Source organism: Actinoplanes sp. NPDC049548 (genome assembly GCF_040676695.1).
Classification (GTDB): Bacteria; Actinomycetota; Actinomycetes; order Mycobacteriales; family Micromonosporaceae; genus Actinoplanes.
The window spans coordinates 456,612-474,991 of record NZ_JBFAPM010000001.1; the positions used below are offsets into that span (position 1 = coordinate 456,612).

General features: G+C 70.5%; 17 protein-coding genes and 1 tRNA gene. 9 read left to right on the forward strand and 9 right to left on the reverse strand.

The genetic code is table 11. The features are described 5' to 3' along the window. The first annotated feature begins 17 nt into the window (after positions 1–17). Positions 18–842 carry a hypothetical protein gene (locus AB0J80_RS02205; protein WP_364699330.1) on the forward strand — a complete coding sequence of 275 codons (825 nt, stop codon included), beginning with the start codon at positions 18–20 and terminating at the stop codon, positions 840–842. Between the two features lie 128 nt (positions 843–970). Further along, positions 971–1,044 (forward strand) — tRNA-Ala (locus tag AB0J80_RS02210). Positions 1,045–1,192: 148 nt separating this feature from the next. On the opposite strand, the gene AB0J80_RS02215 is transcribed toward AB0J80_RS02210, so the two are convergent. The 5 genes from AB0J80_RS02215 to AB0J80_RS02235 all read right to left on the reverse strand — a co-directional run bounded on the left by AB0J80_RS02215 (position 1,193) and on the right by AB0J80_RS02235 (position 3,316). Beyond that, positions 1,193–1,594, reverse strand: a complete 402-nt coding sequence (locus AB0J80_RS02215; protein WP_364699332.1) for a hypothetical protein — start codon at positions 1,592–1,594, stop codon at positions 1,193–1,195. Between the two features lie 16 nt (positions 1,595–1,610). Continuing rightward, positions 1,611–1,991, reverse strand: a complete 381-nt coding sequence (locus AB0J80_RS02220) for a hypothetical protein (protein WP_364699334.1) — start codon at positions 1,989–1,991, stop codon at positions 1,611–1,613. Further along, on the reverse strand, positions 1,988–2,335 hold the full coding sequence (locus tag AB0J80_RS02225; RefSeq protein ID WP_364699336.1) for a hypothetical protein: 348 nt from the start codon (positions 2,333–2,335) through the stop codon (positions 1,988–1,990). Before AB0J80_RS02225 ends, AB0J80_RS02220 begins: the two co-directional genes overlap by 4 nt. A gap of 25 nt (positions 2,336–2,360) precedes the next feature. Further along, positions 2,361–2,564, reverse strand: coding sequence for a hypothetical protein (locus AB0J80_RS02230; protein WP_364699338.1), 204 nt, complete (start codon positions 2,562–2,564; stop codon positions 2,361–2,363). A 368-nt stretch (positions 2,565–2,932) separates the two neighbouring features. Further along, positions 2,933–3,316 carry a response regulator gene (locus tag AB0J80_RS02235; protein WP_364699340.1) on the reverse strand — a complete coding sequence of 128 codons (384 nt, stop codon included), beginning with the start codon at positions 3,314–3,316 and terminating at the stop codon, positions 2,933–2,935. A 146-nt stretch (positions 3,317–3,462) separates the two neighbouring features. On the opposite strand from AB0J80_RS02235, the gene AB0J80_RS02240 reads away from it, so the two are divergent. From AB0J80_RS02240 to AB0J80_RS02255, 4 genes are all read left to right on the forward strand, one after another. Further along, on the forward strand, positions 3,463–3,855 hold the full coding sequence (locus AB0J80_RS02240; RefSeq protein WP_364699342.1) for a VOC family protein: 393 nt from the start codon (positions 3,463–3,465) through the stop codon (positions 3,853–3,855). A gap of 66 nt (positions 3,856–3,921) precedes the next feature. Further along, the gene (locus AB0J80_RS02245; protein WP_364699343.1) at positions 3,922–4,683 is read left to right on the forward strand and encodes a phosphodiesterase; all 762 of its coding nucleotides are present in this window, start codon (positions 3,922–3,924) and stop codon (positions 4,681–4,683) included. 78 nt (positions 4,684–4,761) lie between these two features. After that, the gene (locus AB0J80_RS02250) at positions 4,762–5,127 is read left to right on the forward strand and encodes a VOC family protein (protein WP_364699345.1); all 366 of its coding nucleotides are present in this window, start codon (positions 4,762–4,764) and stop codon (positions 5,125–5,127) included. A gap of 95 nt (positions 5,128–5,222) precedes the next feature. Then, entirely contained in the window at positions 5,223–6,452 is a 1,230-nt protein-coding gene (locus AB0J80_RS02255; protein ID WP_364699347.1) for a GAF domain-containing sensor histidine kinase, read from the forward strand. Positions 6,453–6,632: 180 nt separating this feature from the next. On the opposite strand, the gene AB0J80_RS02260 is transcribed toward AB0J80_RS02255, so the two are convergent. From AB0J80_RS02260 to AB0J80_RS02270, 3 genes are all read right to left on the reverse strand, one after another. Next, positions 6,633–9,008 carry a bifunctional polysaccharide deacetylase/glycosyltransferase family 2 protein gene (locus AB0J80_RS02260; protein WP_364700150.1) on the reverse strand — a complete coding sequence of 792 codons (2,376 nt, stop codon included), beginning with the start codon at positions 9,006–9,008 and terminating at the stop codon, positions 6,633–6,635. A 62-nt stretch (positions 9,009–9,070) separates the two neighbouring features. Then, the gene (locus AB0J80_RS02265; protein WP_364699349.1) at positions 9,071–10,009 is read right to left on the reverse strand and encodes a hypothetical protein; all 939 of its coding nucleotides are present in this window, start codon (positions 10,007–10,009) and stop codon (positions 9,071–9,073) included. Positions 10,010–11,000: 991 nt separating this feature from the next. Further along, positions 11,001–12,539: a glycosyltransferase family 39 protein gene (locus AB0J80_RS02270; protein ID WP_364700151.1), complete on the reverse strand. Its 1,539-nt coding sequence runs from the start codon at positions 12,537–12,539 to the stop codon at positions 11,001–11,003. Positions 12,540–12,670: 131 nt separating this feature from the next. On the opposite strand from AB0J80_RS02270, the gene rsmI reads away from it, so the two are divergent. Beyond that, the gene (rsmI, locus tag AB0J80_RS02275) at positions 12,671–13,522 is read left to right on the forward strand and encodes a 16S rRNA (cytidine(1402)-2'-O)-methyltransferase (RefSeq protein WP_364699351.1); all 852 of its coding nucleotides are present in this window, start codon (positions 12,671–12,673) and stop codon (positions 13,520–13,522) included. Between the two features lie 29 nt (positions 13,523–13,551). On the opposite strand, the gene AB0J80_RS02280 is transcribed toward rsmI, so the two are convergent. Next, positions 13,552–14,865, reverse strand: coding sequence for a hypothetical protein (locus AB0J80_RS02280; RefSeq protein ID WP_364699353.1), 1,314 nt, complete (start codon positions 14,863–14,865; stop codon positions 13,552–13,554). A gap of 120 nt (positions 14,866–14,985) precedes the next feature. Between AB0J80_RS02280 and metG the strand changes: the two genes are divergently transcribed. Further along, the gene (metG, locus tag AB0J80_RS02285) at positions 14,986–16,770 is read left to right on the forward strand and encodes a methionine--tRNA ligase (RefSeq protein ID WP_364699355.1); all 1,785 of its coding nucleotides are present in this window, start codon (positions 14,986–14,988) and stop codon (positions 16,768–16,770) included. 223 nt (positions 16,771–16,993) lie between these two features. Beyond that, positions 16,994–18,376, forward strand: a complete 1,383-nt coding sequence (locus tag AB0J80_RS02290; RefSeq protein WP_364699357.1) for a PKD domain-containing protein — start codon at positions 16,994–16,996, stop codon at positions 18,374–18,376. The last annotated feature ends 4 nt before the right edge of the window (positions 18,377–18,380 follow it).

The window sequence follows — 18,380 nt, forward strand, 5'->3', positions numbered from 1 at the left end:
TGACGGGAGGGGTGAGGGTGCCGACCTCGGTGCTCCTCGCCGTCCTCGCCGCCGCCGGGTTGCTCGCCCTCGCGCCGGCCCTCGTCCGCCGGTACGACGCCACCGAGCGCCTGGCCGCGGAGCGGGCGTCGTCGACGGCTCGGGTGCTGCAGCGCCGCCGTCGGCTCCGCACCGTGCCCGGACGCCGACCGGTCAACCCCGGCCGCCAGTACATGGTTACGTCGCGGACCCTAACGGGTGATCCCGAGCCGGTGCCCGCCGCCCCCGTCTCCGCGGTGCCGGTGTCGGCGGCCCCGGTGTCGGGCGTCCCGGTGTCCGGCCCGCCCGCGCGCCGCCTGCGCGTCGTCTCGTCACGCCGCCCGGTGCGCCGCCGTCCCGTACGCCGGCAGACACCCGCCGTGGTCCGCCGCCGCCGGGTCTTCGCCGCCCTGCTGCTGCTCAACGTGATCGAGCTGATCGGTGTGCTCGCCGTCGGCCCCGGGTTCTGGATCAGCTTCGCCGTGACCGGCACCCTCCTCGGGGTCTACCTGGTGCACCTGCGCAACCGGGCCATCGCCGACCGGCGGCGGCGCCGCATCGAGGCGCGCGAGGCGGCGTGGCTGGCGGCCCGGCAGGCGGAGGTACGGCGGGAACAGGCCCGTCGCGCGGCTGCCCGCCGGGAGGCGCAGCGGCGGCTCGCGGCCCAGCGGGAAGCCGTCCGCCGCACCGCCATGGGCCTCGACCGGGACCCGTCCGACCTCCCTGCGGCGGTCAACGGCGCCTCGGTGTCCTACCGGCGCACCGGAGGGCTTCGCGGCCGCGCCTACGAGGCGGGCGGTCGCGGCGCCTCGTACCCGGCCTGATCGCAGGGCCGTGCCTCGAGGCGGGGTGGCCGCGGGATTCCTACCCGGCTTGATCGCGCCACGCGGAGGGGGTGGTTCGCGGGGCGGACGGGATACCTGTTAGCCTTGCTGCGGTCCTACGGGGCCGGGGGGCTGTGGCGCAGTCTGGTAGCGCACCTCGTTCGCATCGAGGGGGTCTGGGGTTCAAATCCCCACAGCTCCACCCCAGGTCAATGGCCGTTCCGAGAAGATCCGGAACGGCCTTTTCCGACCTCGTACAGCAAGCAAGGTCCAGCAACGGGCGCACGTTGCGACGGGCATCGTGCACGCTGATCCGCGGTACGCCGGCCTTCGGGGCCGCCCGTGAGGCGTCAGCTTTCGGCGGGCCCGGCAGGAATCCACCAGAAGCCGGCGTGGCTCGGATTGCGGTGCCATCGGGCCTCGGCCATCTCGTCGTCACGGGGCGCCCAGTCGCGGTACGGCAGCAAGGCGATGCGCCAGGCGATGATGCCCATGAGGTAGGGCCAGATGAGCAGGAAGTACACGGCGTCGCGGCGCCGGTATGACACCTTCGGTGCCAGCCAGACGATCAGCGCCGCCGGCAGCAGCAACAAGGCGAAGTCCTTGATCGACGGGTAGACCGGCACGACGTCGGTCAAGTACTCGGCGATGGCGACCTCCGGTACCACAACAGCGAGCCAGATGACTGCGGCAAGTAGGCCGCGTACAAGGCCGCTGCGGGGCCTACCTGTATCGAGCAGATCTCCGGCCACGCCCAGAACCTACGGTTCACCGGTTGCCGTGCCCGTACCTTCCGGGTGTTGACGGATTGCAGCTCCGCGGTCCACCCAGGCCAGGCCGATTCGGCGGACCCGGCCCTTGGTCGTTTCGGCGTCGGGCCGCGATCATGCGCTGCCATTCGAGGGTCAGCAGCTGATATTCCGCGCCGCACTCGGCGGAGGCGGTGCTGTAGGCGTAGAACCCGAGATCCGGGTCCGAGCGCGCCGGCTCCGGCGCGTTCGCCCACGTGCCGAACTCCTGGCCCAGCGGGCAGCGGATCTCGCTGCCGACCTGCAGGGTGAGCGGCCGGATCCGGTGGTGCCAGCCCGGCCGGTGGGCGTCCAGCCAGCGGGCGCCGGCTCGGACCCGTTCGGCCGCATCCGCTTTCACAGTCGGCTCCTTTCCCGTTGCATTCGGTGTGCCGGGTTCTGCGGCATGGCGGTATTGGAGGTGCGATGCGTATTCTCCGTCGCACTTGCGCGGCGGTCGGCGAGCAATTTTGCGGCGGCCGCCTCACCGGCTAGAGCATTCGCGTACATGGCCACCATCTGCTGGTGCTTCGCGAGAATTCCGGCGTGGTCCTGCAAGGTGAAGTCGTGTTTCTTGGCGACCGGGTATCCGGCCGGATCGCCGGCGTGGAGAGCCTTCAGCTCCGCGCGGCGGCGCAGATAGGCGGTGGATGCCAGCTTCGCCTCGTGGACGTGTTCGCGGAGGCCGGCCAGCAGGCTGGTCACGTACGGTTCGCCCGGCCGGGAGGCGTCAACCGGCGACATGGCCGTAAGCCTGCCGCTGGCCCGGGTCCCGCCGGTCGGCGTGGACCGACCAGCCGCCGAGCTCCAGGAGCAGCTGGTTGACCGCGTAGTGGTGACCGCAGAACATCAGGGTCAGGCGGTCGCGCGCCACGCGTACCAGGGCTGTGGCCGGACATCCGAGGTCACAGGTCGTGTCGTCGCGCATGGACATCTGCGCCTCCTTCATGCCGACTCGGATCGCGCGCCGCCCAGCTCTCCGGTGAGGTCCTCCATGAGCTCGAGCGCAGGAACGTCGTCCAGCAGGACGGTCATGTCGGGGCGCCGGGCGGGAATTCGCCGGGCGCCGCGGACGGTGAGTGACTTGTTGGAGACAATTGCCGGCCGGGGCGCACTTCTGCGTCTTCGATGGTTCCTGGTTGATTCCTGTGCCGTTTTCATGCCGATCGAATCCCCTCGAGTTTCTCGAAGCTGGTGTGCCGTCTAAACGTGGGAGGCCGGGCCGGGGTTCATGGGATCGGGCGGACAGAAAATGCAGAAAGCCGGCAGCCCCGATGGGCTACCGGCTCGATGCGTGGTCGATCAGGAGTGCTTGCGGCGTTCGATGACCTCTTCCAGCTCGGTCACCAGGCGCCGCGGCGACAGCGGCTTGGGCAGGTAGCCGTCCGCGCCCGAGTGCAGGCCCGCGTTGACGTCGTGCCGGTGGAAGTTGGCCGACACCATCAGCACCGCCGCGTTGCTGACCTCGGGATTGCGGCGGACCAGCTGGCACAGTTCCATGCCGTTGAGCGCCGGCATCCGTACGTCTGTCACGATGCCGACCGGGCGCGCGACCTGGATGATGCGGGCCGCGGTGTTGCCGTCCTTCGCGCCGACCGTGGTGTAGCCCGCCCGCTCGAGGGCGAACGTCAGCATGTCGCGCAGGTCAGGGTCGTCCTCGGCGACGAGGATGAGGTTCTCGTTCATGATCGCAGAGATCGGCCGCGGGGCCGGATCCTGGAGCAAGACCCGGGTTGCATGCCGGGAGCACCTGTGCGCATCGCTGCATATCGATCGCGCCCCGTGCCGCGTGCCCCGCTGCAATGCGCCCCCCGGAAGAGCACACTGCACGCATGCTGGGACGAAACTCATCACATTTCTGGGGCGTGGTGCTCGACACGCGGGACCCCCTGGCCCTGGCGGAGTTCTACGCGACCCTGATGGACTGGAAGATCGTCAAGGAGGAGCCCGACTTCGTGGCCGTCGCGCCCCTCGGCGACCACGTCGAGTACCTGGCCTTCCAGCGTTCGCCCGACTACGAGCAGCCGGCCTGGCCGAACAAGGCGCACAAGCAGCAGATGATGATGCACCTCGACATCGAGGTGCCGGACCTGGAGTCGGCGGTGCGCAGCGCCCGGGAAGCCGGCGCCACCGAGGCGGATCACCAGCCGCAGGACACCGTACGGGTCATGCTTGATCCGGACGGTCACCCCTTCTGCCTGTACGTGGACACCAGCGTGGCCTGAGGAAGTCGTTGTAGGAGTTATGACCGATCGGTTGACCGGACGATGCATCGCCGGATCATCAGCGATATGACCTCCTTCATCGCTCAGCTCAGCGACTCGCACCTCACCACCGGGCCGTTGGGCGGCGGGCCGGCCGCCGGGCTCCAGCTCGCCCTCGCGCGCGTCATGGCGCTCGACCCCCGCCCCGACTGTGTGGTCGTCACCGGCGACCTCACCGACAACGGCCGTGAGGAGGAGTACGCCGCCCTTCTCGAGGTCATCGGCGACTTCCCGCTGCCGCTGCACCTCACCACCGGCAACCACGACGACCGGGACGCCATGGTGAAGGCGTTCGGCGGCGAGCCCTACTACGCCGTCGACTATCCCGGGTTCACGGTGGTCGCCCTGGACTCGCTGATCCCCGGATCGCCGGCGGGACGGCTCGGGGCCGAACAGCTGGCGTGGCTGGATACCGTGCTCGCGTCGCGTCCGGGCGTACCGATGATGATCGGTCTGCATCACCCGCCGATGCCGATCGGGATCCCGTTCCTGGACGGGATGCGGCTGCTCGACGGGGAGGAGCTGCGCGAGGTGGTCGCCGGGCACGACAACGTCGCGCGGATCATGGCCGGGCACGTCCACCGGCCGGTCACCGCCGCGTTCGCCGGGACGGTGCTGACGGTGGGGCCCAGCACGTGGCGCCAGGCCGGGCTGCTGCTCAGCTCGGACGCGCCGCCCGGGTACGTGGCCGAGCCGACCGGCTTCCTGCTGCACATGCTCGAGGGGGCCGACTGCGTGACCCACACCGTCCAGGTCAGCCACGCCGCGGCCCTGCTCGGCGCATATTGAGCACCGCTCGGCGCAGCGGATCATCGAAGTGTCGTACCCCCGCTATACGGTCGATGTTCACGCGGGAAGGGGAGACCGATGATCGACCACGTCGTTCTCGGGGTGCACCACCTCGACGAGAGCCGGCACTTCTATGAGCACGCCCTGCGTCCGCTGGGGTTGAAGGTGGTGACCCAGCGGCCGGACCTGATCGGCTTCGGCAACGACAGCGGGCGGCCGTTCTTCTGGCTGGGGCTGCGGGAGCCGACGCACCGCGTGCATGTCGCCTTCACGGCCGCGGACCGGGCGGCGGTCGACGCGTTCCATGCGGCGGCGTTGCATGCGGGCGGTGTGGACAACGGGCCGCCGGGGGTGCGGACGGAGTATCACGAGAACTATTACGCGGCATACGCGTTCGATGCGGACGGGAACAACATCGAGGCGGTGTGTCATCGGCCGGCGTGACGTCGCCCCGAGATTGGTGGGGAGCAAGATGGCCGATATGTGAACCTCGCTACTTATGGGTGGTATCTCTGAAGGCAGTCTCGGAGGTGACTGCCATGCCCGCGCCCCTGCCCACGAACGAAATCGACCGCCTCGCCGCACTCTATGAACTCGACATCCTCGACACCGCACCCGAGAAGGACTTCGACGACATCGTCGCCCTGGCCTCGTCGGTGTGCGGCGTGCCGATGTCGCTGGTCACGCTCATCGACGCGGACCGGCAGTGGTTCAAGGCGCGGGTCGGGACCGACCTGACCGAGACGTCGCGTGACCTCTCGCTCTGTTCGCACGCCATCCTCGGCAAAGACCTGCTGGTCATTCCCGACGCCGCGGAGGATCCCCGCTTCTCGGGGCATCCCGCCGTCGACGGCGGGAAGGGGGTGCGGTTCTACGCCGGGGCGCCGCTGATCACCAGTGACGGGTTCGCGCTCGGGACGCTCTGCGTCTTCGACTCGGAGCCGCGGCGGCTCGACAGCGAGCAGCTCCAGGCCTTGCGGGCGCTGGCTCGTCAGGTCACGTCGCAGCTCGAACTGCGGCGGTACGCCGCCGCCCTCGCCAACACCAACGCGCGGCTCCAGGAGCTCGAGCGCCGCAAGGACGAGATCGCCGGTCTGGTCGGCGGGAAGCTGCGGGCGCCGCTGCGGCTCATGCGCACCTATCTGGCCGATCTCGGAAACAAGGGCGTCCACGACCCCGAGCTGGCCGACCTCGTCGGGCGGGCCACCGCGGCGCACGTGCGGGGGTTCACCGACCTGCTCGACCACCTCAGCTCGATGGCGGACGCGGGTCACGGCACCGACAGCCTGCACATGCGCGAGATCGATCTGACCAAGCTGACCCAGCGGGCGGTCGAGGCCGTGCGGCCCATCGCCGCCACGAAGAAGATCTGGATGCTCAACCACGCCGGCGGGCCGTCGTTGCCGATCATCGCTGATCCCGTACGCCTGGAGCAGGTCCTCATGCAGTTGCTCTTCGCCGCGGTGAAGTACACGCCGGCCGGTGGGCGCGTGCGCGTCGGCACCGAGATCGAGTCGGGACCGGCCGTGCGGCTCGACGACATGGACCTGCCGGACGGGATGCGTCCCGACCTCTTCCCGCACCTGTACTACGGGACGATCACGCACCCCTCCGCGGTGCCCGGGCCGGACCAGGGGCTGGCCGTGGCCAAGCGCATCCTGGACGCGCACCACGCCACGGTGGCGCTCTCCGACCGGCCGGGTGACGGGACATCGCTGCACGTCGTCTTCCCCTTCGCGGAGCCGGAACCGGTGCTCGCCGGCGTCTGAACCGGCCGGTGCCGGTCGCGGACCCGGTGCTCGCCGGCGTCTGAACCGGCCGGTGCCGGTCGCGGAACCGACGCTCGTCGGCGACGGGAACCACCCGGAACCCGCTCCCGCCCGGCTGCAGTTCGGGCGGGAGCGGGTCCGGTCAGGGGTTGTCTCGCGGGTCAGGCCCGGCAGCGGCCGTCACGACCCGCGCGACACCTCCTGAGCCCCGTTCGTGGAGACGGGACCCGAGCCGCCGCCCGGGGGCGAGCCGGCCGACGGAAGCTCCTCGGGAGGTAGGACACGGTCCTGCTGCGTACCGCGGTCCTGGGCGGGGACCGGTGGGCGGGCGGTTGCCCGGCCCGATGCCGGATGGGCCGTCGCCCGCGCGTGGTCGCGGCTCGGCGGCCAGGTGTCGATCGCCGGTGAGACGCTCTGCTGAGGCAGGAAGAGCGGGCCCTCCGTCGCGGGCACCGACCTGGTCAGGCCGGCGCGGTGCAGCTTGTGCCAGCGCAGCCGGGCGCCGGTCATCGCGGTCATCGCCGACTGGATCAGCACCAGGTACATGAGCTGCCGGTACGCGAACTGTTGCAGCGGCAGCCGCCACAGCGGGCGCAGCGACTCGCGGTCGAACCGGAACGCCACCGCCGCCGTGAAGAGCTGCAGGGCCAGCATGGTGAGCCAGGCGACGACCGTGGCCTGCAGTTCCCAGAACACCAGGCCGTACAGCAGCATGATGTCGACGACCGGGGCGAGCAGTGGGAGCGCGACCCCGAAGAGGGCGAGGAACGGCAGGCCCACCCGGCCGAAGCGGCCGGAGTCGCCGGAGTCCGTGAGCGCCTTGCGGTGCTTCCACATCGCCTGCATGGTGCCGTAGCTCCAGCGGTAACGCTGGCGGTAGAGCTGCTCGAGGGTGGTCGGCGCCTCGGTCCACGCCTTGGCGCGCTCCTCGTAGACGACCCGCCAGCCCGCCCGGCACAGCGCCATCGTCACGTCCGTGTCCTCGGCCAGCGTCTCGTCGCTGATCCCGCCGACCTCCGCCAGCGCCGTACGCCGGAACGCGCCGATCGCCCCCGGCACGGTCGGCATGCAGTTCAGCACCTCGTAGAGGCGGCGGTCGAGGTTGAAGCCGATGACGTACTCGATGTGCTGCCACGTCGCGACCAGCTTCTCGCGGTTGCCGACCTTGACGTTGCCGGCCACCGCGCCGACCGCGGGGCTGGCGAACGGCTGCACCAGCATCCGGACCGAGTCCGGTTCGAAGATGGTGTCGCCGTCGACCGTGACGATGAGGTCGTGCCGGGCCAGGGCGATACCCGTGTTCAGGGCGTTGGCCTTGCCGCCGTTCGGGGTCCGGATCACCCGGACGTTCGGCAGGCCGAGTCGTTCCACGATGCTCGCCGTACCGTCCGTCGAGCCGTCGTCGACGACCACCACCTCGATGTCCGGGTAGTCGCCGCCGGCCAGCGACCGCACCGCCGCCTCGATGCCCTCCTTCTCGTTGTAGGCGGGCACGATCACGGACACCGGTTCGGTGACCGGCGGACCCCAGGTGAAGGTCTTCTTGCGGCGCTGCCGGGCGTGCCGGGTCGCGAGCAGGAGAAGCAGGACGGTACGGCCGATGGTGAGCAGCCCGACGACCAGGAACAGGCCGGCGATCACCCAGACCAGGCCGTCGGCGAACCGTACGGTCCACAGCAGCGCCGAGCCGCGCCAGCGGTCGGCCGGCTCTGCCGACGGGTTGACCGGGAGCAGCGGCAGGCTCTGCACCGAATCCTTGTCCTGCTGCGCGATGGCCCGGTTCATGCCCTCGGTGACCGTGGTGAAGGTGTACCCGCGCTCCTTCATCATCGGGATGAACACCTTGAGCGCCGCAACGGTCTGCGCACGGTCGCCGCCCGCGTCGTGGAAGAGGACGACGGCGCCGGTGTCCTGGGGCGGGGTGGCGTTGCGGACGATCTGCCCCACGCCGGGCCGCTGCCAGTCCTCGCTGTCCATGTCGTTGACCACGACCAGGTAACCGTCGGCGCCCGCGTCCTTGACGATCTTCCAGTTGACGTCGTCGATGGCCTGAGGCTTCGACGAGTACGGGAAACGGGCGAGATTCGTGCGCACGTTCGCGGCGCGCGCGATGGCGACCTGGGTCTGCGACATCTCAAGGCTGCGCCGCCAGGGAGCGAGACGCTGCAGGTTCGGGTGGGTGAACGTGTGCAGGCCCAGCTCGTTGCCCCGGTCGACGATCCGCTTGGTCAGCTCGGGATGCCGCGCGACCTCCGACCCGACGACGAAGAAGGTGCCGTGCGCGTCGTTCTCCTCGAGCACGTCGAGGATCTTCGGCGTCCAGGTGGGGTCGGGGCCGTCGTCGAAGGTGAGAGCGATGGTCCGCGCGGGCATCCGGCTCGAGCTCTCCTGCCCGCCGGTGGTGTTGATGACCGGGCCGCCGCCGCGGATCGCGACCGGCACGCCGGACTGGTCGCCGACCTCGGTCTCGATGTGGTCGCCGGTGAACTCGGCGTTGATGTACGCCTGCACGACGAGGACGCCGACGAAGAGGCTGATGAGCAGCACGCCGAGCATCACCCGGGGGCGCGGCAGGATCCGGCGCCGGGAGCGGTTGCGGTTGCGGTTGCGGCCGGTGGTCACGGCGAGACCTCGGTGGGGGGTTCGGGATCGTCGGCGGCTTCCGCGTCGTCTTCGGTACGGGGGGAGGCGCTCCCGACGGATCCGCCGGAGCCGTCGGTGGACGTGCCGCCGCTCGAGCTGCCGCCCGTGCCGCCGCTCGAGCCTCCACTCGACTTTCCGCCCGTGCCGCCGGACGTTCCGCTGCTCGTGCCGCCGCCGCCCGAGCCGCTGGTCGTCTCGCCGGTGGTCGTGCCGCCGCCGCTGCTCTCTCCGCTGCTCTCTCCGCTGGTGGGTGAGCCGCCGCCTGCGCCGCCGCTGAAGGTGTCACCGTCGGTGGGTGTGTCCGTGCTTGTTCCACCGCCCGTGCCGCCCGTGCCGGGTGGGGCCGGGGGCGGCGGCTGCTCCGGTGTGGTCGGGGTGTCCGTGGTGGGCGGGGTCGAGATCGGGACCGGCTTCGTCGTACCCGATTCGACGGGTTTGGGGGTGGCCGGCGGTGTCGTGGTGCGCTTGGTCGTCGGCTGGGGAGTGGGGGTCCGCACCAGCGAGGTCGAGGGAGTCGACGACCGGGGCAGTTGCCGCGACTCCACCGTGTGGCGGGAGGCCGGGTCGTTGCGGTGCGGCAGGACCTCCATGACCGGGCGGGTGCTCGGTACGGCGGTGACCGGAACGGGCGTCGGGCTGGGCCGCGCCGCCGCTACGTCCTCGTCGCCGTCGGCGAGGTCGGGAAGGGGCAGCACCGCCCGGCTGCTCACCGGACCTCCGGCGAGACTGACGCTGATCAGTCCTCCATAGACCATGCAGAGGGCACCGAAGCCGTACGCGATCCGGCGCAGCACCCGGCGGCGGCGTCCGGTCGAGTCCACGAACACCGGCGAGGGATGCGCGACGACGATCACCTCGGTGTCGGGAATCTCGACGTCGGCGGTAAGCGGGTTTTTCGGCTCCTGCAATGTCACGCGGCGAGCTTAGGAACATCTACGAAGATCATGATCGGCGTCACCCCATCAGATGACGACCAAATGCGGGAGCAGAACCATCCGAAACGGTGAGCACTCACGTTTGACCTGATGAGCGTCGTATGCACCGGTGCTGCGCTGCCTTGTCCTGACCTGCGCGAAATGGTCCCGGACGAGAAGGTTACGCGATTCCGCGGGCGGATTTTCTGTCGTATTGACGACTGATCCCGGGCCTTTTATCCGAAAGGCATTCACCAATGGATTAGCGGCATAAAAACCAATATGGCTTTATGCCCGTTTTGTCGCAACGTCGGGGGTCGAGGCGTTGCAGGGGCAGCGAGTCGTGATGGCGGTGCGGTGTGTCCCGGGGGGAGACACGTGGGACGCAAGGCAGTGCCGAGTGGGAGTCGTAGCGATCCGGCGAGGGGGTGGCGTCGTGGTGGAGTGCGGCCGGGGGTCGTGGTGGTGCTGTACGGCCCGCGGGAGGGGGTCATGGTGTGGCTCGGGGGCGGTCGTGGTGGTGCGGTGCGGCTCGCGGGGTGAGGAGTGGTGCGGTGCGCCGCGGGGTGGGAGCGAGGTCGCTTCGAGGGAGCTTCGCGACCGGGAGCGCTGAGTAGTCGGTCCCGACGCTGACAGCCTTTGATGACGCACGTCGGCCGGCGTCGCGACGTGGCGTCATTTGTTCAAGAAGTTTTCGCACAACCGGCGGACTCCACCCGTTGTGCCGGTCAACGACCCTCGTTAAGCTTCCTCTTGCGCGCCCCTATCGCCCGCTTCCCCCGTGGCAGGCGATCGGGGCGTTGCCTTTTCTCGCCGCCACCCACCGTGGCGGCTTTCGTGTTTCCGGACCGGGCAGCCGGCGGCGACGCCGATGGCCGGGCCTCTGGACGGCCGTCCGCCGCTGAGCGGGGCTATCCACGCCGGCCGCTCAGGCTTGGCGGTAACCGACAGCCAAGCCAGGCGAGGCCACCGGCTGCCGTCCCGCCGCGGTTCAGATCCAGCGCCCGCCCAGCCACATGCGGGCCGACCAGTCGTCGTAAGGAATGAGCTGCCCCACGAAGATCGGATGGAAGTAGGCGAAGCAGAGCGCCACCAGCAGTACGTACACCCCTGCCACGATCGTGCCGATCAGTTGGCGGTCGGTGCGGGCGGATCCCTCTGCGACCCCCGATGGTGGGGTCATGATGGCGCCCAGGGCGTAGACCACCGCCAGGATCAGGAAGGGCAGGGCCGGGAGCGCGTAGAAGGCGAACATCGTGCGGCCGTCCGCCAGCGCGAAGTAGAACCACGGCAGGAGGCCCGCTACTACGCCCGTACCGATGCCGAAGGCCCGCCAGTCGCGGCGGGCGATGCCGAACCAGACCAGCGCGCCCAGGGCCGGGAGGAAGGACCACCAGAGGATGGGCGTGCCCAGGAGGAGGATCTCGGCGGCGCAGCTCGGTGCGCCGCAGTTGCCGTTGCCGTTCCAGTAGAAGGCGACCGGGCGGCCGAGGAGCAGCCACTGCCACGGCCAGGACTGGTAGATGTGCCGGTCGGTGAGGCCGCTGTGGAACGTGTACGCCTCGTGGTGGTAGTGCATGAGGTTGAGCAGCGCGCCCAGGATCGGGGGTTCGCTGAGGCCGTTGGCTTCACGGTAGTGGCGGAAGTAGCCGGTGTCGGTGACGAACCAGCCGGTCCAGGTGGCCAGGTAGAAGATCACCGTGAGCAGGAAGCTGAGCAGCAGGTAGCCGATGTCGCCGAAGATGCCGGACGCGATCGGGGTGCGGACACCGGCGGAGCGGCGGGCTTGGACGCGCCAGACGACGACCAGGAGGGCGAAGAAAGGTGCGAAGAACAGCGCGCTCCACTTGACGCCGCAGGCGAGGCCGAAGGTGATGCCGCCGACGAGCAGCCACCACGGGATGATGCGTGGTCTGCCGTGCCGGGCGGTGGGGTCGTAGCCGTTCTCCAGGGCCCTCAGCCAGCTTCGGCGGTAGTGGTCTCGGTCGAGCACCAGCGTCGCGAAGGTCATCAGGATGAACAGGCCCAGGAAGATGTCCAGCAGCGAGGTGCGGGACAGCACGAGCTGGAAGCCGTCGAGGGTCATCAGGAGGCCCGCGGTGCCGGCCAGCACGATCGAGTGGAACAGCCGGTAGGCGACCCGGATGAGGATCAAGATCATGAGGGTGCCGGCGATCGCGGTCGGGAAGCGCCAGCCCAGCTCGTGGTTGCCGAACGCCTTCTCGCCCAGGGCGATCAGCCATTTGCCGAGCGGCGGGTGCACCACGTACGCGGGGCCGTTGGTCTTCTCCGCGTCCCACTCCACGCCGTGCTGCAGCATGTCCCAGGCGTCGGTCGGGTAGTAGACCTCGTCGAAGATGTACCCCTTCGGGCGACTCAGGCCCACCAGCCGCAGGATCGCCGCGATGCCCACGATGAGCGCCGTGACCAGCCACGAGTACGGGTTGAGCCAGTTCTCGAGCGTGGCCAGCCGCCGCCGCACCGCATCGGGAACGCCGCGGGCGCCCGTGGCGGCCCCTTCGTCCGGGATGTCGTCCGCGGGCGGGGGGCTCGGGGTGTCTGTCTCCGCTGTCGCCGAAGTCACCCCGCGATCGTAGGCCGCCCGTCCAGTACCCGGCGCCTGGAGGCGGCGGCGGGGCGCAAGTGTGATGGACTCGGGTCGTGGACGAGAACGGGACCGGTCGGGTCGTGCTGGTCGGTGCGCCGCTCGGCAACATCGGCGACGCCTCCGCCCGGCTGCGGGACGTGCTGGCGAGCGCGGACATCGTCGCCGCGGAGGACACCCGCCGGCTCACCCGGCTTGCCCGGGACCTCGGCGTCACCGTCGGCGGGCGGATCGTGTCGTACTTCGAGGGCAACGAGGAACGCCGTACGCCGGATCTGGTCGAGGCGCTGCGCGGCGGAGCGGTCGTCGCGGTCGTGACCGACGGGGGCATGCCGAGCGTGTCGGATCCCGGATATCGCCTGGTGCGGGCCGCACTGGATGCCGGATTCCCGGTGACGGCGGCACCCGGGCCGAGCGCCGTCACGACCGCGCTCGCGCTGTCCGGGCTGCCCAGTGACCGGTTCTGCTTCGAGGGCTTCCTGTCGCGCTCCGGTTCGGGCCGCCGGTCGCGGCTGCGCGAGCTCGCCGCCGAGCCGCGCACGCTGGTGTTCTTCGAGGCGCCGCACCGGATCACCGGCATGCTCGAGGACCTGGCCGGTGTCTTCGGCGCCGAGCGTGCCGGGGCGGTCTGCCGGGAGCTGACGAAGACCTACGAGGAGATCCGCCGGGGGCCGCTCGGTGAGCTGGCCGCCTGGGCCGCCGAGGCCGAGCCGCGCGGGGAGATCACCGTGGTGGTGGCCGGCGCGCCCGCCGGTCCGGCCGAGCGGCCGGCGGACGAGGACCTCCGGGCGGCGGTCGCCGAGCGCGAGGCGGCGGGCGCGTCGCGGCGGGACGCCATCCAGGCCGTCGCCGACGCGTACGGGCTGCGCAAGCGCGAGGTGTACGCGCTGGTGCACGCGGCTCAGTAGCCAGCGGGTGGACGGCGACGGGACACGGCTCAGTAGGCGCTGATCAGGAACCCGGCGAGCAGGGCGAGCGGGCCGGCGAGGCTGAACAGCAGGGCGGCGCGGCGGGCGCGAGGGGTTTCCAGCCGCCGTACCCCGGTGAGGCCGGCGATGCCGAGGCCGCAGAGCGCCACCAGGATGAAGCCCAGGGACCAGCGCAGGTGCACCAGGATGCTGGTCTCGCCCACATACGCCTGCCTGCTGTCCGTACTGACCATGCGGGCGGGGACGGCGGACCCGGCGGCATGCCGGTCCGGCTCGACGCCGAAGAGGGCGAGCGGGCGGACCGTGTAGGTGCCGTCGGCGCTGGCGAACTCGCCGGTGCAGCGTTGCGTCACCCCGGAGCCGGTGCATCCGGCGACGGTCGCGGTGCCTGCGCGGCCGTGGCCGACCGCCAGCCAGAAGGGCTCGGCGCTCACCCAGGAGAAGAAGGTGGCGACCAGGGCGAGGACGAGCAGCGCGAGCAGGCCGCTGACCGGCCGGCGCGGGTCACGAGCGCGGCGCCGGGGCGGCCGGCCGGTGCGCTGGGGCCGGTCCGGGGCCTCGGGGGCGGGACGTTGGTCCTCGCTCAGCCAGAACGGGGAGGTCTCGAGCAGCGCGGACGTGCGCTCTGCGCGTACCCGGTCCTGAATGGCCCGGTCCATCCGGGCGTGATCCGCCCGCGCGGGATGGAGCCGCGGCCGGCCTGCGGGTCCTTGACCGGGCACGGCATTGCGGTCCAAGACCACCGTCGGCCGGTTGTTCTCCGGCTCGGGCAGGACCATCACATCCGGTACGGCCGCAGCCGCCGACTGGATCTCCTCGGCGGAGCCGGTGCGGGCGGCGGGCGCGGACTCCTCCTCGGCGGCGGGGCTCTGCTCCTCGGCGGGACGGCGTTCGTCGGCGGCCACGGCGGGTTCCTCGGCGGGCAGAGCGGCGAGCAGGTCCACGATCGTGGCGTCCTCAGCCGCGCAGACCTCTTCCGCAGGGGCCTGTTCTGCCTCTGCGGCGCGGGCTGCTTGTGCGTTGGAGACGTAGGCCGTCGTGCTGCCCGCGGTGTTGAAGCGCTCGGCATCCACCTGTTCGTGGGGGCGCTCGACGGGCTTGGCGGGCTCGAGGGCCGCCGCCGTGTCCTGGCTGCCGGCCTGGTGGGCGTCGGCCGCCTCCGCGGTGGGCGGGGCCGGCATCGTGGCCGCGTCCGTACGCCGGTTCGCGGCCGGCGGTTCGTCCTTGCCGCGCCACCAGGCGCCGGTGCTCGGGTCGGACCAGCTCCACGGGTTGCTCTCGGTGCGCGGCGTTTGCCCAGGCTGCGGCGCGTCTCCCGTCATGGTTCCCATTGGACTACGGGGTTCGCCGCGGTTCCGGGACATGACGGGCGTGTCGGAACAAAAAGGGCTGATGCCGATCCGTTCGCGGGGCGCCCCCCGGAGTCACTACGCTTGGTCGTCATGAGTCACGTTCTCGCCGCGGTCGCCTGGCCCTACGCCAACGGCCCGCGCCACATCGGTCATGTGTCCGGCTTCGGGGTGCCATCCGACGTGTTCAGCCGGTACATGCGGATGTCGGGCCACGACGTGCTCATGGTGTCCGGCACCGACGAGCACGGCACGCCCATCCAGGTGCAGGCCGACGCCGACGGCGTGACGCCGCGCGAGCTCGCCGACCGCTACAACCGGGTGATCGTGGAGGACCTGCACGGGCTCGGCCTGTCCTACGACCTCTTCACGCGGACGACGACGCGCAACCACTACACCGTCGTGCAGGAGCTGTTCGCGGGGCTGTACGAGAACGGCTACATCGTCGCGAAGACCACGCTGGGCGCGATCTCGCCGTCGACCGGGCGCACCCTGCCCGACCGCTACATCGAGGGCACCTGCCCGATCTGCGGGTACGAGAGCGCCCGCGGCGACCAGTGCGACAACTGCGGCAACCAGCTCGACCCCGAGCAGCTGGTCAACCCGCGTTCGCGGATCAACGGGGAGACCCCCGAGTTCGTCGAGACCGAGCACTTCTTCCTCGACCTGCCCGCGTTCGCCGAGGCGCTGGGCAAGTGGCTGGACACGCGCGAGGGCTGGCGTCCCAACGTGCTCAAGTTCTCGCGGAACCTGCTCGACGACCTACAGCCCCGGGCCATCACCCGGGACCTCGAATGGGGCGTACCCATTCCGCTGGACGGCTGGCGTGACCGCAACGACAAGCGCATCTACGTCTGGTTCGACGCGGTCATCGGCTACCTGTCGGCGTCCATCGAGTGGGCGCGGCGCTCCGGCGACCCGGAGGCGTGGCGCAAGTGGTGGTCGGACGGCGACGCCCGCGGCTACTACTTCATGGGCAAGGACAACATCGTCTTCCACTCGGTGATCTGGCCGTCGCTGCTGCTCGGCTACTCCGGCGAGGGTGACAAGGGCGGCAACCCCGGCTCGCTGGGCGCGCTCAACCTGCCCACCGAGGTGGTCTCGAGCGAGTATCTGACGATGGAGGGCCGCAAGTTCTCCTCGTCGCGCAAGGTCGTCATCTACGTCCGCGACTTCCTCGAGCGCTACGACGCCGACGCCCTGCGCTACTTCATCGCGGCGGCCGGCCCCGAGTCCAACGACACCGACTTCACCTGGGCCGAGTTCGTCCGGCGCAACAACGACGAGCTGGTCGCCGGCTGGGGCAACCTGGTCAACCGGTCGATCTCGATGGCCGCGAAGAACTTCGGCGCGATCCCGGAGGCGGTCGACCTGACCGACGACGACCGTGCGCTGCTCGAGGTGGCCCGCGCGGGCTTCGCCACGGTCGGCGAGCTGATCGGCAAGCACCGGCAGAAGGCCGCCATCGGCGAGGCGATGCGGGTGGTCGGCGAGGCGAACAAGTACCTCTCCGAGCAGGCGCCCTGGAAGCTCAAGGACGAGGCGTCCAAGCCCCGCATGGGCACGGTCCTGCACGTCGCCCTGCAGGTGGTCAGCGACGCCAACACGCTGCTCACGCCCTTCCTGCCGCACTCCGCGCAGAAGGTGCACGAGCTGCTGGGCGGCACGGGCGTGCACGCGCCGATGCCGTCCATCGTGGAGGTGGACGACCTCGACGGCGGCCCGTCGTACCCGGTGCTGACGGGCGACTACACCGGCGGCGCCCGGTGGGAGTCGGTGCCGCTGGTGGCCGGCACTCCGCTGGCCGCGCCCAAGCCCGTCTTCCGCAAGCTCGATCCGTCGGTGGTCGACGAGGAGCTGGAGCGCCTCGGCTCCTGACCCGGCGGCCACGAAGCCCACCGATGTGACGCATCGGTGGGCTTCGTCATCTCAACCCTGAAGCGGATTGATAGATGTAGCGATCATCGGGTACGTTCAGCGCCGACCACGGGGGAAACGCTTGCGTTTCATCGGTACGGCTCCGTTCCATCGCAGGTGCGGAGCCGTGCCGTGTCGTCATGTCTCCTTCGTCGTCAAGGTCACCCCCCTCGAAGGAGTTTCCTTGAAGGCACGCCTCTCACGCCCGCTGCTGGCCATCGTCGTCGGCGGGGCTCTCCTCGCGGGCGGCGCTCTCGGCGCCGCACCCGCATTCGCCTCCGACTCGCGCGAGTCGTCCGCCGCCGCCCGCGCGGCGCTCGGCGACGAGCCGTCGGGCGACCCGACCCCCACCACGCCGCCGGTCTCGACGCCGCCGGCGACCCCGCCGACCTCTCCGCCCACGTCGAGCGAGCCGCCGCCGGCGCCGTCCGACGAGCCGACCGATCCGGGCGACCCGGGCGACCCGGGCGACCCCACCACCCCGGCCACCACGGACCCGGCGCCGGACCCGACCGAGCCGGCGCCGGACCCGACCGTGGCGGTGCCGGACCCGACCGTGGCGGTGCCGGACCCGACCGTGGCGGTGCCGGACCCGACCGTGCCGGCGCCGGACCCGACCGAGCCGGACCCGGCTGACACGACCGCTCCCACGGGCCGGTTCTCGCTCAGCTCCACCTCGCTGTGGGTGGGCCAGCGGGTCACTCTGACCCAGGGCGCGATCACGGACGACACCAGCTCTGCGGACCAGATCAGCCGCGTCGTGAGCTGGGGCGACGGTACGTCCAGCATCATCTACGCGGGCCAGGCGCCGATCAAGAAGCAGTACACGAAGAACGGCCGCTACACGATCACGCTGCTCCTCACGGACGCCGCCGGCAACACCAGCAAGGCGACCGCGTCCGCGAACACCGTCAGCGTGACCACGCCCGGCAAGTACAAGCTGGACAAGTACAGCCTCTGGCCCGGCCAGAAGGTCAAGATCACGATCAGCTCCGTCCCGGCCGGCACCAGCAAGATCCGGTTCGACTGGGGCGACGGCTACACGAACGACCTCCGCGGCAAGAACCAGTCGTTCACGGGCCTGTACTACCACCGCAAGAACGGCGGCCTCGTCCGCGGGGCGGTCACCATGCGGGCCACCTTCTACAACAAGAACGGTGCGTCGTCGGCGGTCTACGTCGCCAAGGTGACCGTCAAGACCGACTCCTGGAACCCGGTCGTCAAGATCAAGAAGCCGGGCAGCTCCAACCGGCTCAAGTCCTGGAAGTACGGCAAGGGCACCGTGACCGACAAGGGCGCCGGTGTTCCGTACGTCTACGTCTGGGCCACCCGGATCAACGGCAGCAAGGTCTACTGCTTCACCCCGCAGCGCAAGTGGAAGCGCGTGTACTCGCAGGAGGAGTACGAGAACTGCGCCCCGATCGCGCTGAAGAACAACAAGGGCAAGTGGTCGCTCAAGCTGACCGGCCTGAAGAAGGGCACCCTGTACGTCGACGCCAAGGCGTGGGACTGGGCCGACCGCGGCAGCAAGTGGGCCTCGGTCAAGGCGAACATCACCCGCAGCTGAACCG